This is a genomic window from Pseudomonas sp. EA_105y_Pfl2_R69 (assembly GCF_963970915.1).
Taxonomy (GTDB): domain Bacteria; phylum Pseudomonadota; class Gammaproteobacteria; order Pseudomonadales; family Pseudomonadaceae; genus Aquipseudomonas.
In genome coordinates this window covers 124,072-138,843 of the sequence record NZ_CAXAOO010000010.1, presented here as the reverse complement: position 1 = coordinate 138,843, position 14,772 = coordinate 124,072, and the positions used below count along the sequence as shown (strand labels likewise).

The 14,772-nt window shown below is 60.7% G+C and carries 15 protein-coding genes; 5 read left to right on the top strand and 10 right to left on the bottom strand.

The window, feature by feature from the left end; all coding sequences use genetic code 11:
• Nucleotides 1–215: 215 nt before the first annotated feature.
• Nucleotides 216–479 carry a hypothetical protein gene (locus AACY13_RS22105; RefSeq protein ID WP_339463744.1) on the bottom strand — a complete coding sequence of 88 codons (264 nt, stop codon included), beginning with the start codon at nucleotides 477–479 and terminating at the stop codon, nucleotides 216–218.
• A gap of 807 nt (nucleotides 480–1,286) precedes the next feature.
• Between AACY13_RS22105 and AACY13_RS22095 the strand changes: the two genes are divergently transcribed.
• The 5 genes from AACY13_RS22095 (at nucleotide 1,287) to AACY13_RS22075 (ending at nucleotide 3,327) form a co-directional block, all read left to right on the top strand.
• Complete coding sequence (locus AACY13_RS22095; RefSeq protein ID WP_339463743.1) at nucleotides 1,287–1,646, top strand: nuclear transport factor 2 family protein; 360 nt, start codon at nucleotides 1,287–1,289, stop codon at nucleotides 1,644–1,646.
• 93 nt (nucleotides 1,647–1,739) lie between these two features.
• Entirely contained in the window at nucleotides 1,740–2,120 is a 381-nt protein-coding gene (locus AACY13_RS22090; protein ID WP_339463742.1) for a phosphopantetheine adenylyltransferase, read from the top strand.
• 74 nt (nucleotides 2,121–2,194) lie between these two features.
• Nucleotides 2,195–2,518 (top strand): DUF2834 domain-containing protein, encoded by a 324-nt coding sequence (locus AACY13_RS22085; protein WP_339463741.1) that lies wholly within the window; start codon nucleotides 2,195–2,197, stop codon nucleotides 2,516–2,518.
• A gap of 87 nt (nucleotides 2,519–2,605) precedes the next feature.
• A complete protein-coding gene (locus tag AACY13_RS22080; RefSeq protein WP_339463740.1) occupies nucleotides 2,606–2,899 on the top strand; it encodes a nickel-binding protein in 294 nt (97 codons plus the stop codon).
• A gap of 83 nt (nucleotides 2,900–2,982) precedes the next feature.
• Entirely contained in the window at nucleotides 2,983–3,327 is a 345-nt protein-coding gene (locus AACY13_RS22075) for a nuclear transport factor 2 family protein (protein WP_339463739.1), read from the top strand.
• Nucleotides 3,328–3,423: 96 nt separating this feature from the next.
• Here the strand turns inward: AACY13_RS22075 and AACY13_RS22070 are convergent, their stop codons facing one another.
• The 9 genes from AACY13_RS22070 to AACY13_RS22030 all read right to left on the bottom strand — a co-directional run bounded on the left by AACY13_RS22070 (nucleotide 3,424) and on the right by AACY13_RS22030 (nucleotide 14,770).
• On the bottom strand, nucleotides 3,424–5,373 hold the full coding sequence (locus AACY13_RS22070; protein ID WP_339463747.1) for a DNA topoisomerase III: 1,950 nt from the start codon (nucleotides 5,371–5,373) through the stop codon (nucleotides 3,424–3,426).
• Nucleotides 5,374–5,743: 370 nt separating this feature from the next.
• Nucleotides 5,744–6,643 carry an ABC transporter permease subunit gene (locus AACY13_RS22065; protein WP_339463738.1) on the bottom strand — a complete coding sequence of 300 codons (900 nt, stop codon included), beginning with the start codon at nucleotides 6,641–6,643 and terminating at the stop codon, nucleotides 5,744–5,746.
• Nucleotides 6,640–7,521, bottom strand: coding sequence for an ABC transporter permease subunit (locus AACY13_RS22060; protein WP_339463746.1), 882 nt, complete (start codon nucleotides 7,519–7,521; stop codon nucleotides 6,640–6,642). Before AACY13_RS22060 ends, AACY13_RS22065 begins: the two co-directional genes overlap by 4 nt.
• A 26-nt stretch (nucleotides 7,522–7,547) precedes the next feature.
• Nucleotides 7,548–8,690 carry a polyamine ABC transporter ATP-binding protein gene (potA, locus tag AACY13_RS22055; RefSeq protein ID WP_339463737.1) on the bottom strand — a complete coding sequence of 381 codons (1,143 nt, stop codon included), beginning with the start codon at nucleotides 8,688–8,690 and terminating at the stop codon, nucleotides 7,548–7,550.
• 53 nt (nucleotides 8,691–8,743) lie between these two features.
• The gene (locus tag AACY13_RS22050) at nucleotides 8,744–9,835 is read right to left on the bottom strand and encodes a polyamine ABC transporter substrate-binding protein (protein ID WP_339463736.1); all 1,092 of its coding nucleotides are present in this window, start codon (nucleotides 9,833–9,835) and stop codon (nucleotides 8,744–8,746) included.
• Between the two features lie 68 nt (nucleotides 9,836–9,903).
• Complete coding sequence (locus AACY13_RS22045) at nucleotides 9,904–10,998, bottom strand: extracellular solute-binding protein (protein WP_339463735.1); 1,095 nt, start codon at nucleotides 10,996–10,998, stop codon at nucleotides 9,904–9,906.
• 147 nt (nucleotides 10,999–11,145) lie between these two features.
• Nucleotides 11,146–12,534, bottom strand: coding sequence for an aspartate aminotransferase family protein (locus AACY13_RS22040; protein ID WP_339463734.1), 1,389 nt, complete (start codon nucleotides 12,532–12,534; stop codon nucleotides 11,146–11,148).
• A gap of 81 nt (nucleotides 12,535–12,615) precedes the next feature.
• Nucleotides 12,616–13,974, bottom strand: coding sequence for a glutamine synthetase family protein (locus AACY13_RS22035; protein ID WP_339463733.1), 1,359 nt, complete (start codon nucleotides 13,972–13,974; stop codon nucleotides 12,616–12,618).
• Between the two features lie 43 nt (nucleotides 13,975–14,017).
• Nucleotides 14,018–14,770: a gamma-glutamyl-gamma-aminobutyrate hydrolase family protein gene (locus AACY13_RS22030; protein WP_339463732.1), complete on the bottom strand. Its 753-nt coding sequence runs from the start codon at nucleotides 14,768–14,770 to the stop codon at nucleotides 14,018–14,020.
• Between the last annotated feature and the right edge of the window lie 2 nt (nucleotides 14,771–14,772).

Here is a 14,772-nt window from a genome sequence, read left to right as displayed (position 1 = left end):
CAACTTGGTAAACGGACTTGGCCAGATCAACTGCGATTCGCTTCATCACGACACTCCCAATTTCAGTCACCACCGTTCTCGGTATAGAACTGTGGCGCGGGGAGAGTCCATTACAGCATTCAAATCGCTCGCTCCGCTCGCTGGGACGGGCTAAAGCCCGCCCCTTAACCAAACGTTAGGCTTATAGGCATGTTCGAATTTTTTTACCATAGCATCTATATCTTATTTATGTTTTTCGCGATATCCAGCGTTGCGGCAGGTGTAATTCTTGCTAAAACTCGCAGATCAGAAGATGTCTTGATTTTCATTGCTTGCGTAGTTTCCGCATTCGCACTCTTTACAAGCGCATTTTTCGGATATACCGCCGCAACTGACGAGCATGGAAAAATATTATCTGAATCAGAACCCTTGCTTTCTATATACCAAACCCAGTGGCTGCATATAATAGCAGCACTATCATTTTCAGCAGGTTTTGTCATGAAAGCATGTACGCTTACAAAAAGCAGAACCCACTCTAACTCGTGAGCAGCCTAACAACTGGTATATGGACTCTCCCCACAAGTAGTGAGCAAAGCTTTTCTTTTGCACCTGTCGTCAGCGCGGTTGCATTCGTATATCCGGCCTGTTGTGGGCTTTACCGCCCTGGCCATTCTGTAGTTCGCGCAGCGGGGGCCAAGCGTTCAATCGATCACACAGATCATCATTGTTATCGGCCTTATTCCGCTGCAGGACTCGCCTGTTCCGACAGTGCTGCTGCTCACCACAACCACAAGAAAACCATCACTCCTTACTGATTACCCCCGCCGTCAGGCGGACTGTGTGCGCTGCCACTTGTTGGCCAGGGCCACCGCCGCCTTGTTGCGGCCGTCTCGCGCGGCAACCGCCCAGCGCGGTAGAGGGTTAGCCATAGGCTCAATAACCCTGCCGCAGCGCGCCACTTTCCGCATCGCCATCATTGCAGTCGGGCTAGTTGCTGCGGCGATAAGGATGCCCATCATCGCCGCAACGCCTCTCGGCTCAGCCGCTTGCGCGGCACCACCTGGCCGGAGCAGACACTCTTGGCCAGCTGGACACGGACTCGTATTGAATCCACCGTTATGCGTTTTATCGCTCTTCTTCCAGCAAACAGTCACCACGACGTTATAGAAGAACCGTGGTAGGGGGAGAGGCCATTACAGCATTCAAATCGTTAGCTACGCTCACTGATACGGGCGAAAGCCCGCCCCTTAACCAAATGTTAGGCATCTACCGTCATCCCCAAAACGTACCAAAGGACGATTACGGAAATGAAACTGTCAGATATCGTACAACGTGGATGGAATGCTCTCGGTTCGGGAAATTTCGATACTCTTGTTCAAGACTACATTGACGACATGCACTTAATTATTCCAGGACAGGACGACTTGCTAAAAGGACGTCAGGCCTTCCGAACAGCGCTTGACAGCCTCAACACTATTCTCCCCCCAGGCTTTAAGATCACAGAGCTGCGTAACATAGAAGGCGACAGTGAAGTTGTTTCTATTGTTGAGTGGACGTCGACAAAAATCGCAAAATCACAACTAGCGGTTCTCTTCAAATTTTCCGGAGACAAAATATACGAAGAGCGCTGGTTCATTGACACCGAACAATGGAAGAACGCGTTCTAGAGAAACTGGCTAGCAGGTGCGAACCCTGCGCCGCGCTCACCGGGGCGGCTAAAGTCCGCCCCTTAAGTAAAGGTTGGTCCTCTTGGGGGTCGTATGCGCTACCTCGTCACCGTAATGCTGGCCGTCGCCGCGATCATTCACCTGCTGCCACTTGCGGGTGTGCTGGGCGGTGCGCGGTTAAGCGCGCTCTATGGCTTGTCGTTTGATGAACCCAATTTGGCTATCCTTATGCGCCATCGAGCGGTTCTCTTTGGTTTGCTCGGCGCGTTTCTCTTGTATGCTGCCTTCCGGCCCACTCTGCAGCCAGTCGCATTTTTCGCGGGGTTTGTCAGTGTGCTGTCGTTTCTCTACCTGGCATGGTCGGTGGGCGGGTATAACCCGCAGATCAGCCGGGTGTTCTACGCGGACATGGTTGCTCTGGTGTGCCTCATTATCGGGGCTGCCGTATATGCATATATGCCCAGCGAGAGCTGACACGTCCCGCTGTGGCCCCATCGGGCCACCGCTGACTCAACCCTGATACCTCGCCTTCGGCCAAGGATGGTTAGATGAAAAAAGCAGTACTCCCATTAATCGCGCTTATAGCATTTACAGCCTACACAGCTTTTACGATGGCGCAGGCTGAGCAGTCGTTAATCCAGTTCGGCATTGAGCTAATGTCGCGGCCGGATACCGCGCAGGTGGTGATTGATTTATATATTCTTGCGGCGCTGTCTTGCGTATGGATGTACCAGGACACCAAGGCACGCAAAAAACCGCTCGTCTCAGTCGTGCCTTATATAGCCATTACCCTAATTTTTGTTTCTGTCGGCCCACTGCTTTACCTCGTTATTAAAGCCCTCTCAAAACGATCGCGTGCGGCTGATACATAATCAAACGTTCAAGTTCTGTACTGCGCGCAGTAGCCCCGGCCAATGTCCGCGACCTAGCCTATTGCTAGGCTACACTCCCGAGGCAAGTTGCCAATTCAGGAGAACCCCCATGACGCAATACATGATCAACGTGAGATAACCGGTGCCGGAGATAGGTCAGCAAAAACACTCTGCGCCGCATCAAAACACTCCAATGCGGTGCCGGCGGAGTTGGCCCCTGGCATTAAGTGGCGGCATAGTTACGTTGCCGCTAACGAGATTTACTGTGTTTATAACGCAGCGAGTGAACAGCTTATCCGCGAACACGCGGAAAGTCGGGATTCCCGGCTAATAAGATCCCCCATCAGTGCCGTGATCGATCCGTCCACGGCTAAAGGCTAGTCTCGCCTCGCACGTCAGCGGGGGCAAAGCCCGTCCATTAGTTTAAGTTCGCACCAGACAGGTGCCCCGCAAAGGATATATGCATGTCACTAAAAGAACGTTTCGCCACCTATCTTGAGGCGTATTCGGCCAAGAACCTGCAGCAGGTCGCGGACATGTTTGCTGCCGACATTAGCCTGCGGGACTGGAAAATCGCCGTAGCCGGCAAAGAGGCTGCAGTTGCGGAGACAGACAAGAACTTTCGCGCCGCCAAGACAATCGAGATTGAGATTTTGGCCACATACGAATCCGACAGCTCAATCGCGGGCGAACTCAAAATCGTGGTCGATCGGAGCGAAGTTCTCTATGTCGTCGATGTGCTTTCCTTTAATGCAAACGGGCAAATCAATTCGATTCGCGCCTACCTGGGCAGAGGCGCTTTGCAATAGGCAGCCTGAATGCCGCCTGGCTTGAGGGCTGGCTGACCAGTCCCGTAACGCCTCACCCTACCAGTCGCGGCCGAGGCTTTTGCCGGGCTACTGCCGTCAGGCCTTCCCCGCGATACCAGCTCCCGACTGCCCGCCCCGCTTGCTCGCCGTCGCCTTGCGTTTGCCGGCCTTGCGCTTGCCCTTCCAAGGCGTGGCGGCCGGGCTGGCGGGAGCGCTGATGCTCAGGCGCAGGCCGGCGCAGCGTTGCACCTGCTTGCTCATCCAGGCCGACTGCTTGCCGACGAATTCGTCCAGGCTCATCTCACCGCTTTGCACCATGTCCAGCGCCTGTTCCCAGATCGCCGTGGTGCCGGGGTCGGCGATGGCGCGGGGTACGGCGTCGATCAGGCTGAATGCGGCGGGAGTGGCGGCCAGGGCCTTGCCCTGTTTGAGCAGGTAGCCGCGGTCGAGCAGGCCCTGGATGATGCCGGCGCGGGTCGCTTCGGTGCCGATGCCGGTGGTGTCCTTGAGTTTCTGTTTGAGCCGCGGGTCGTCGACCAGCTTGGCGACGTTCTTCATCGCCTTGATCAGGTCGCCCTCGGTGAAGGGCTTCGGCGGTTGGGTCCAGAGGTCCTTGAGGGTCACCCCGGTCACGCTGCAGCCCTGCCCTTCGCGCAGGGCCGGCAGGGCTTGGGCGGGGGGCGCTTCGCGGCCTTTGGCGGGCGTCAGGGCCTCGGGCAGGGCACGCCGCCAGCCGGGTTCGACTATCACCTTGCCGACCGCGCGCAGGGCCTGGCCGGCGCAGTCGAAGTCGGCCTGAGTGCGGTCGTATTCGTGGATGGGCAGGAACTGCGCCAGGTAACGCGCGCGGATCAGGCTGTAGACGGCCTTCGGCTTGCCGCTCAGGCGTTCCAGGCCCTGCGCGGCGGCGGTGGGGATGATGCCGTGGTGGGCGCTGACCTTGGCGTCGTTCCAGGCCCGCGAACGGCGCTGCGGCTCAAGGTGTTCGCGCAGGGCGGCCAGGGCGGGGTCGGCGCGGCCCAGGGCGGCGAGGATGGCCGGGGCCTCGGCGTGCTGGCTGAGCGGCAGGTAGCCGCAATCGCTGCGCGGGTAGGTGATCAGCTTGTGGGTTTCGTAGAGCGCCTGGGCGATGTCCAGGGTTTCCTGGGCACCGAGGCCGAGCTTTTTCGAGCAGACTTCCTGCAGGGTGCCGAGGTCGAACGGCAGGGGCGCTGCCTCGCGCATGCGCTCGGTGCGCAGTTGCACCACCCGGGCGCTGGCGGCGTTGCCCATGGCCGTTGCCGCCGCTTGCGCCAGGGCCTGGTCGAGGCAGCGGCCCTGCTCGTCGCAGACCGCCGCCGCGGCGCGCCACTGGGCGCTGAATGCGGTGCCGTCGGCCAGCAACTGCACTTCGATGGCCCAGTAGGGCTGCGGCACGAAGGCGGCGATGCTGCGGTCGCGGTCAACCACCAGGCGTAGGGTCGGGGTCTGTACCCGGCCCACCGGCAGCACGCCCTGATAGCCGGACTGCTGGCCGAGCAGGGTGAACAGCCGGCTCATGTTCATGCCGATCAGCCAGTCGGCGCGCGAGCGACCCAGGGCCGACTGGTAGAGGCTGAAGGTGTCGCCGCCGGGCTTGAGCGCGGCCAGGGCCTTGCGGATCGAGGCATCGTCCAGGGCCGACAGCCACAGGCGCTGGATCGGCCCGCGGTAGCGGCAATGCTCGACCAGCTCGCGGGCAATCATCTCGCCCTCGCGGTCGGCGTCGGTGGCGATGACCAGCTCGTCGGCCTCGCCGAGCAGGCGCTTGACCGCCTTGAACTGGCCGGCGGTCTTGGGCTTTACGCGCATTTTCCAGCGCTCGGGGATGATCGGCAGGTCGCTCAGCACCCAGCGTTTGTAGCGGGGATCGTAGGCGTCCGGCGGGGCGGTTTCCAGCAGGTGGCCGATGCACCAGGTCACCGTCAGGTTGCTGCCCAGCCAGCAGCCGTCGCCGCGCCGGGTGGCCCCGAGCACCTTGGCGATGTCCTTGGCCTGGGAAGGTTTTTCACAGAGGAAGAGCCGCATGGCCGCCATCATCGATTCCTTGTCGCGATGGCGCACAGCATGCGCAGTGACGCGGGTTCAGGCAAGCTTAATCTGTATGGATATACAGCCAATCGTTAGCGGGAAGAAAGCCGTCTGGGGCAGTCGCGAGGACAGCCGCAGGCCTGGCCCCTCACCCTAGCCCTCTCCCCAGGGGGGGCGAGGGGACTTGTCCGCGGAGCATCGGCGCGTGAGCGTGATTATCCCGAATTGCGCCGGGCCGCCGGCCCCAGCCCCTCTCCCGGAGGGCGAGGGGAGCAAACCGTGCCTGGCACTCCAAATGCGTAACAGGTACATGGCCACAAAAAAGGGTCACCGCAGTGACCCTTTTCCGTTTTACCCAGGCCAGCGTTTAAGCGGTGGCGTGGATCTGCGACGGATCGCGGCGGCTGTCCGGGCCATTCTGCAGGTGGGCCCCGGTGCTTTCGTCCATGGCCTGTTGCAGGGCCTTCTTGCGCTTCTCTTCGGAGCGACGGGCGAAGAACCAGATGATAAAGGTCATCAACGACACCGACAGCAGGATCAGGCTGGCCACGGCGTTGATTTCCGGTTTCACGCCCAGCCGCACGGCGGAGAAGACTTCCATCGGCAGGGTGGTGGAGCCCGGGCCGGAGACGAAGCTGGCCAGTACCAGATCGTCCAGCGACAGGGCGAAGGACATCATGCCGCCGGCGGCCAGGGAGGGCGCGATCATCGGAATGGTGATCAGGAAGAACACCTTCCAGGGCTTGGCCCCCAGGTCCATGGCCGCTTCCTCGATGGACATGTCCAGCTCACGCAGGCGCGACGACACCACCACCGCCACATAGGCGGAACAGAAGGTGGTGTGGGCGATCCAGATGGTCAGCACGCCGCGCTCGGCGGGCCAGCCGATCAGCTGGGCCATGGCTACAAACAGCAGCAGCAGCGACAGACCGGTGATCACCTCGGGCATCACCAGCGGCGCGGTGACCAGGCCACCGAACAGGGTGCGCCCCTTGAAGCGGGTCACCCGGGTCAGCACGAAGGCGGCCATGGTGCCTAGCGCCACCGCGGCAATCGCGGTGTAGCAGGCAATTTCCAGGGAGCGCATCACCGCGTTCATCAACTGGGTGTTGTCGAGCAGGCCGACGTACCACTTCAGCGACCAGCCGCCCCAGACCGTAACCAGACGCGAGGCGTTGAACGAGTAGATGACCAGGATCAGCATCGGCAGGTAGATAAACACCAACCCGGCCCACAACATAAAGGTGGAGAAACTGAAGCGCTTCATGGCCGACCCTCCAGCTCTTTAGCTTGGTTACGGTTAAACAGGATGATCGGCACGATCAGGATCGCCAGCATGACCACCGCCAGGGCGGAGGCAACCGGCCAGTCGCGGTTGTTGAAGAACTCCTGCCACAGCACCTTGCCGATCATCAGGGTCTCCGGACCACCGAGCAGCTCGGGAATCACGAACTCGCCAACCACCGGGATAAACACCAGCATGCAGCCGGCGATGATGCCGTTCTTGGCCAGCGGCACGGTGATTTTCCAGAAGCTGTTGTAGGTGCTCGAACCGAGGTCGGCGGCGGCTTCCAGCAGGCTCTGGTCATGCTTGACCAGGTTGGCGAACAGCGGCAGCACCATAAACGGCAGGTACGAGTAGACGATGCCGATATACACCGCCAGGTTGGTATTGAGGATCTGCAACGGCTCGCTGATCAGACCGATGCCCTGCAGCACGCTGTTGAGCAGGCCATTGTTGCTGAGGATACCCATCCAGGCGTAGACGCGGATCAGGATCGCGGTCCAGGTCGGCATCATGATCAGCAGCAGGAATACCATCTGCTTTTCCTTGTCGGCCCGGGCGATGGCGTAGGCCATGGGGAAACCGATCACCAGGCAGAGCAGGGTACTGACTGCGGCCATCTGCAGCGAGCCGAGGTAAGCGGCCAGGTACAGGTCATCTTCGCTGAGGAAGATGTAGTTACTCAGGTTGATAAAGACCGCCAGCTTGTTTTCCGCCCAGGTGTACACCTCGGTGTACGGCGGGATGGCGACATCGGCTTCGGCGAAGCTGATCTTCAACACGATGATGAAGGGCAGCAGGAAGAACATGAACAGCCAGAGGAAGGGCACCCCGATAACGAAGTGACGCCCCTTGGGCAGTCGGCGGCTAATGCTTCGGGAAATGTTCATGAGCGCAATGCCACCCCGCTATCGTCCTCCCACCAGACGAACACCTCGTCGTCCCAGGTCGGTCGTGCGCCACGACGTTCGGCGTTGGCGACGAAGGACTGAACGATCTTGCCGCTCGGCAACTCGACGTGGAACACCGAATGGCCGCCGAGGTAGGCGATATCGTGCACGGTGCCGCGCGACCAGTTGTACTCGTAGCTCGGCTGCTCGGTGGTGACCAGCAGCTTTTCCGGGCGGATGGCGTAGGTGATGCTCTTGTCCTGCACCGAGGTGCTGACGCCGTGGCCGACGTAGATATTGCGCTCCAGATCCGGGCTATCGATCAGCGCGTGGCCTTCGGCATCGTCCACCACCTGACCGTCGAACAGATTGACGTTGCCGATAAACTCGCACACCAGGCGGCTGGTCGGAGTCTCGTAGATATCCACCGGGCTGCCGATCTGGGCGATCCAGCCCAGGTGCATGATGGCGATGCGCTGGGCCATGGTCATGGCCTCTTCCTGGTCGTGGGTCACCATCACGCAGGTCACGCCGACACGTTCGATGATCTCGACCAGTTCCAGCTGCATCTGCGAGCGCAGCTTCTTGTCCAGCGCACCCATGGGTTCGTCGAGCAGCAGCAGCTTGGGCCGCTTGGCCAGCGAGCGGGCCAGGGCCACGCGCTGACGCTGACCACCGGAGAGCTGGTGCGGTTTGCGCTTGGCGTACTGGGTCATGTGCACCAGTTTGAGCATCTCTTCGACGCGCGCATCGATCTCGGCCTTGGACATTCGGTCCTGCTTGAGGCCGAAGGCGATGTTGTCGGCCACGCTCATGTGCGGGAACAGCGCGTAGGACTGGAACATCATATTGATCGGCCGCTCGTAGGGCGGCAGGTCGGTGATGTCTTCACCATCGAGGATGATGCGTCCCTCGGTCGGCCGCTCGAAGCCGGCGAGCATGCGCAGCAGGGTCGACTTGCCGGAGCCGGAGCCGCCGAGCAGGGCGAAGATCTCGCCCTTGTTGATGGTCAGGGATACGTCGTCGACCGCGATGGTTTCATCAAACTTCTTGGTCACACGCTCGATTTTGATCAGCACCTCTTTCGGTTGCTGATCCCCCTCAAGAACCTTCTTATAGGCACTGGAAGCAACTGCCATTACCAAAACTCCCGCAAAAGTTGCGCCCGACCACAACGGCCCGGCGTTGGAAATTATTGACCCGACTTGACCTTGGTCCAGCTGCGCGTCATCAAACGTTGTACTTTCACCGGCAACTCCGCCGAGATAAACAACTTGTCCAGCACCGCTTGTGGCGGATACACCGACTCGTCGTTACGCACGTCCTGGTCCATCAGCTCGCCCGCCCTGGTATTGGCGTTGGCGTAACCGACGTAATCGCTGACCCCGGCAATGGCCGCGGGGTCGAGCAGAAAATTGATAAGGGCATGGGCTTCCTGCGGGTTGCCGGCATCCACTGGGATGGCGAGCATGTCGAACCACAGGTTGGCCCCCTCACTGGGGATGCTGTAGGCAATTTCGATGCCTTTGCCGGCCTCTTCGGCGCGGTCGGCGGCCTGCAGGACATCGCCGGAGAAGCCGGCGGCGACGCAGATATTGCCGTTGGCCAGGTCGCCGATGTACTTGGAGCTGTGGAAGTAGGTCACGTAGGGACGCACCGCCAGCAGCTTGGCTTCGGCCTTGGCAAGGTCCTCGGCGCTGTGGCTATTGGGGTCGAGGCCCATATAGGTGAGCACCGAGGGGATCATCTCGTCGGCCGAGTCGAGGAAACTGACGCCGCAGCTGGCGAGCTTCTGCATGTTCTCCGGCTCGAACAGCACGGCCCAGGAGTCGATCTGGTCGATGCCGAGCACTTCCTTGACCTTGGCCACGTTGTAGCCAATGCCGTTGGTGCCCCACAGGTAGGGCACCGCATACTGGTTGCCGGGATCGTTGGCCTGCAGCTGCTTGAGCAGCAGCGGGTCGAGGTTCTCCCAGTTCGGCAGCAGCGTGCGATCGAGCTTCTGGAACGCCCCCGCCTTGATCTGCTTGCCGAGAAAATGGTTGGACGGCACCACCAGGTCGTAGCCGCTACGGCCGGCCAGCAGCTTGCCTTCCAGGGTTTCGTTGGAGTCGAACACGTCGTACAGGGCGGTGATGCCCGTGGCCTGCTTGAAATCGGCCAGGGTGGTTTCGCCAATATAGTCAGACCAGTTGTAGACCTTGACCTCGCGGTCGGCGGCTTGCGCGGACGGCACGGCCAGGGCTGCTGCAACCAGGCCAGCCAGTAGAGTGATGCGACGCATAACGACTTCCTTATTGTTTTAGGGGTTTCCGGCGAGCGAACCCGCCGGAAAGGTACTGCTGTGCGGGCTTAACGGCCCGACTTGACCTTGGTCCAGCTGCGTGTCACTGCACGCTGCACTTTCGGGCTCAACTCGGAGAAGGTGTAGAGCTTCTTGCTCGCTTCTTCGGTCGGGTAGATGCCCGGGTTGTTGCGGATTTCCTCGTCCACCAGCGGCGTGGCGGCGCTGTTGCCGTTGGGGTAGGCCACGTAGTCGGAGATCGGTGCGATCACTTCCGGGGTGAGGATGTAGTTGAGGAAGATATGGGCCTCTTCGACGTTCTTGGCATCGGCCGGGATGGCCATCATGTCGAAGAAGGAGGCCGCGCCTTCCTTGGGAATGGCATAGGCCACCGGCACGTTGTTCTCGGCTTCTTCGGCACGGGCCTGGGCCTGGAACACGTCGCCGGACCAGCCCAGAGCCACGCAGATGTTGCCATTGGCCAGATCGGAGATGTACTTGGAGCTGTGGAAGTAGGTGATGTAAGGACGCACCTGCATCAGCAGGTCTTCGGCCTTCTTCACGTCTTCGGCGCTGGTCGGGTTGGGCGGCAGGCCCAGGTAGTGCAGCGCGGCGGCATAGACTTCATCCGGGGCGTCGAGCATGGAGACGCCGCAGGACTTGAGCTTTTCCATGTTCTCTGGCTTGAAGATCACGTCCCAGGAATCGATGGTGTCGATGCCCAGGGCAGCCTTGACCTTCTCCGAGTTGTAGCCGATGCCGGTGGTGCCCCACAGGTAGGGGAAGGCGTACTGGTTTTCCGGGTCGGCGTTTTCCAGGGCCTTCATCAGGTCCGGGTTGAGGTTCTTCCAGTTCGGCAGTTTGGACTTGTCGAGTTTCTGGAATACCCCGGCCTTGATCTGTTTGGCCAGGAACTGGTTGGACGGCACCACCACATCGTAGCCGGAACGGCCGGAGAGCAGCTTGGCTTCCAGGGTTTCGTTACTGTCGAACACGTCGTAGACGACCTTGATACCGGTTTCCTTCTGGAAGTTCTCCAGGGTGTCCTCGGCGATGTAGTCCGACCAGTTGTATACGTGCAGCACTTTATCCTCGGCCTGGGCAACGCCGCTAAGGGTGCCTGCCAGGGATAACGCTAGAAGGGTTTTGCCGAATGTTTTCATGCGTACAGCTCCTGTTGTCGTATTGGTTTTCCAGCGGGTGACGCGGCCAATCCGCATCACCCTCCGGTGAGCCTGGCCAACGCACGGGTGCAGTCTGGCAAGGTCTCGGCACTCTTTACAACTTTCCGCCATTGCAGCTTGAAACCGTTAAATGCCGTTCCCCCGGCCGAGTACCTCGGCGGCGGTCAGGTCCAGGCAGAGGCGAGCTTTTTCCAGCAACTCGTCGATCTCGGCCTTGCTGATTACCAGGGGCGGCGAAATGATCATGGTGTCGCCCACGGCGCGCATGATCAGACCCTTATTAAAGCAGTGTCCGCGGCAGATCATGCCCACGCCCACAGCCCCGTCGAATCGCTTGCGGCTGGCCTTGTCCTGGACCAGCTCGATCGCGCCGAGCATGCCGACGCCGCGCACTTCACCCACCAGGGGGTGATCGGCCAGCTCACGCAGACGCTTTTGCAAGTACGGTGCCGTTTCGGCCTTGACCCGCTCGACAATTTTTTCTTCACGCAGGATGCGCAGGTTCTCCAGGGCCACGGCCGCCGCCACCGGGTGCCCGGAGTAGGTGAAGCCGTGGTTGAAATCGCCGCCCTGGTTGAGCACCTCGACCACGCTGTCGCGCACGATCAGGCCGCCCATGGGGATATAGCCGCTGGTCAGGCCCTTGGCGATGGTCATCATGTCCGGGGCGTTGCCGTAATAGTCGCTGCCGAACCACTCACCGGTGCGACCGAAACCGCAGATCACCTCGTCGGCGACGAACAGGATGTCGTACTTGGCGAGGATTTCGCGGATCCGCGGCCAGTAGCTGTCCGGTGGAATGATCACCCCGCCCGCGCCCTGGATCGGCTCGGCGATAAAGGCCGCGACATTGTCTTCACCGACTTCGAGAATCTTCGCTTCCAGCTGGTCGGCGGCCCAGATGCCGAATGCCTCGGGGCTCATCTCGCCGCCTTCGCCGAACCAGTAGGGTTGCGGGATATGCACGATGCCCGGAATAGGCAGATCGCCCTGCTCGTGCATGTACTTCATCCCGCCCAGGCTGGCACCAGCCACGGTGGAGCCGTGATAGCCGTTGACCCGGCTGATGATGACCTTCTTGTTCGGCTGGCCCTTGATCGCCCAGTAATGGCGCACCATACGCAGCATGGTGTCGTTGCCTTCCGAGCCCGAACCGGTGAAGAACACATGGTTCATGCCGGGCGGAGCCAGCTCGGCGATCGCCTTGGCCAGCTCCAGAGGCGGCGGTGTGGCGGTCTGGAAGAACATGTTGTAGTAGGGCAGTTGCTGCATCTGCTTATAGGCCGCGTCCGCCAGCTCCTTGCGTCCGTAACCGACGGCCACGCACCAGAGCCCGGCCATGGCATCGAGAATCTTGTGACCTTCACTGTCCCAGAGGTATACGCCATCGGCCTTGGTGATGATGCGCGGGCCGTTTTCCGCCAGCTGTTTGAAGTCGCTGAAGGGGGCCAGATGGTGCTCGCGGCTCATGGCCTGCCACTGCAGGGTCTGCGGATTGGTCACTGGATGATTCATAACAACACCTTGGATACCCGGGCTGCCGTTAGCAGCCCGCTGAAATAGGTGGGGCCGGCCGCGCCGCGACCGGCCACCGGGTCACACCGACAGCAGCAGGAATTCGCGCTCCCAGGAGCTGATCACCCGCTTGTAGTTCTCATGCTCGGCGCGCTTGACCGCGACATAGCCGCGGATGAACTTCTCGCCCAGGTACTTCTCGGCATCCTTGCAGGCTTCCATGCGCTCCAAGGCGTGCTCGATGGTGATCGGCAGGCGCAGGTTACGTCGCTCATAGCCACGCCCCTTGACCGGCACGCTGGGCTCCAGGCCGCCGACCATGCCCATATAGCCGCACAGCAGGGAGGCTGCCAGAACCAGATAGGGGTTGGCGTCGGCACCGGCCAGGCGGTTTTCCACGCGGCGGTTCTGCGACGTGGCCTCCGGTACGCGCAGGCCCACGGTGCGGTTCTCTTCGCCCCACTCGACGTTCACCGGTGCCGAGGTATCCGGCAGGAAGCGGCGGAACGAGTTGACGTTGGGGGCGAACAGCGGCAGCAGCTCGGGGATGTATTTCTGCAGGCCGCCGATATGGTGCATAAAGAGTTCGCTCATGCTGCCATCGGCATTGGAGAACAGGTTCTGCCCGGTCTTGATATCCAGCACGCTCTGGTGGATGTGCATGGCGCTGCCCGGCTGATCGGTGATCGGCTTGGCCATAAAGGTGGCGGCCACGTCGTGCTTGAGCGCCGCTTCGCGCATGGTGCGCTTGAACACGGTGATCTGGTCGGCCAGGTGCAGGGCCTCGCCGTGACGGAAGTTGATTTCCATCTGCGCCGGACCGTCTTCATGGATCAGCGTATCGAGGTCCAGGCCCTGGATTTCGCACCAGTCGTAGACGTCTTCGAACAGCGGATCGAATTCGTTGGCGGCATCGATGGAGAAGGATTGACGACCCACTTCCGGACGCCCGGAGCGGCCCATCGGCGCAACCAGGGGGAAGTCCGGGTCGCTGTTGCGCTTGGTCAGGTAGAACTCCATTTCCGGCGCGACGATCGGCTTCCAGCCCTTGTCGGCGTAGAGCTTGAGGACATTCTTGAGGATGTTGCGCGGCGACAGCTCGATCGGGTTGCCCTGCTTGTCGAAGGTGTCGTGGATGACCATGGCGGTCGGCTCGATGGCCCACGGCACCAGGAACACCGCATCGGCATCCGGGCGGCAGAACATGTCGATGTCCGCCTCGTCGAGCAGGTCGTAATAGATCTCGTCCTCGACGTAGTCACCGGTCACGGTCTGCAACAGCACACTCTCGGGGAGACGCATGCCCTTCTCGTCGAGAAACTTGTTGGTCGGCGAAATCTTTCCGCGGGCAATGCCGGTAAGATCGCTGATCAGGCATTCAACTTCGGTGATTTTGCGTTCTTTGAGCCAGCTCGAAAGCTGGTCTAATTTGGTGCTCATAGAGACCTCAGGGTTGGTGAGAGCCGACTTATATATAGTCGGTTCAGCGTTGCCCCGCCCTCTTCCTGCAAGCCTCACCAAAGGCCTGGAAGATGGCGAGATAATTCGGGTTGGATCTTACCTGCCACTCGGGGTGCCATTGCACCCCGAGTGCGAAGCCTGACACCGCTTCGACGGAGAAGGCTTCGATCAACCCGTCTGGTGCCAGTGCTTCCACGTGGAGGCCCGGCGCCAGACGTTCAACGCCCTGGCCATGAATGGAATTAACTTGAATCTCGTCCGGCAGGCCGATGCCGGCGAGCAGCCCGCCTGGCTGCACATGCAGCGCGTGGCGCAGGCCATACTGCTGCTCGGCCGGCATGTCGTCAGGCTCGCGGTGGTCCATATAACCCTCGACCTCATGCACCTTCTGGTGCAGGGTGCCGCCGAAGGCCACGTTCATTTCCTGAAAGCCGCGGCAAATGCCAAGCACGGGAACGCCGGCGGCAATTGCTGCTTTAATTAAAGGTAGAGTGGTGCTGTCGCGAGCGACATCATGAGCGGTGCCCGGCTCACTGGCCGAACCGCGGTAATGATGGGGTTCGACGTTCGACGGCGAGCCGGTAAATACCAGGCCATCGAGTTGCTGCAGCAGGTAGGTCTGATCGACCTGATCGCCCAGCGCGGGGACTATCAGTGGCAAGCCCCCGGCAACATGCACGATGGCTTGCAGGTACTTGTCACCGGCGGTGTGGTAAATGTTGTGCCCGATCTGCTTGGTACAGGCACTAACGCCGATTATCGGCTGGCGAGACATGA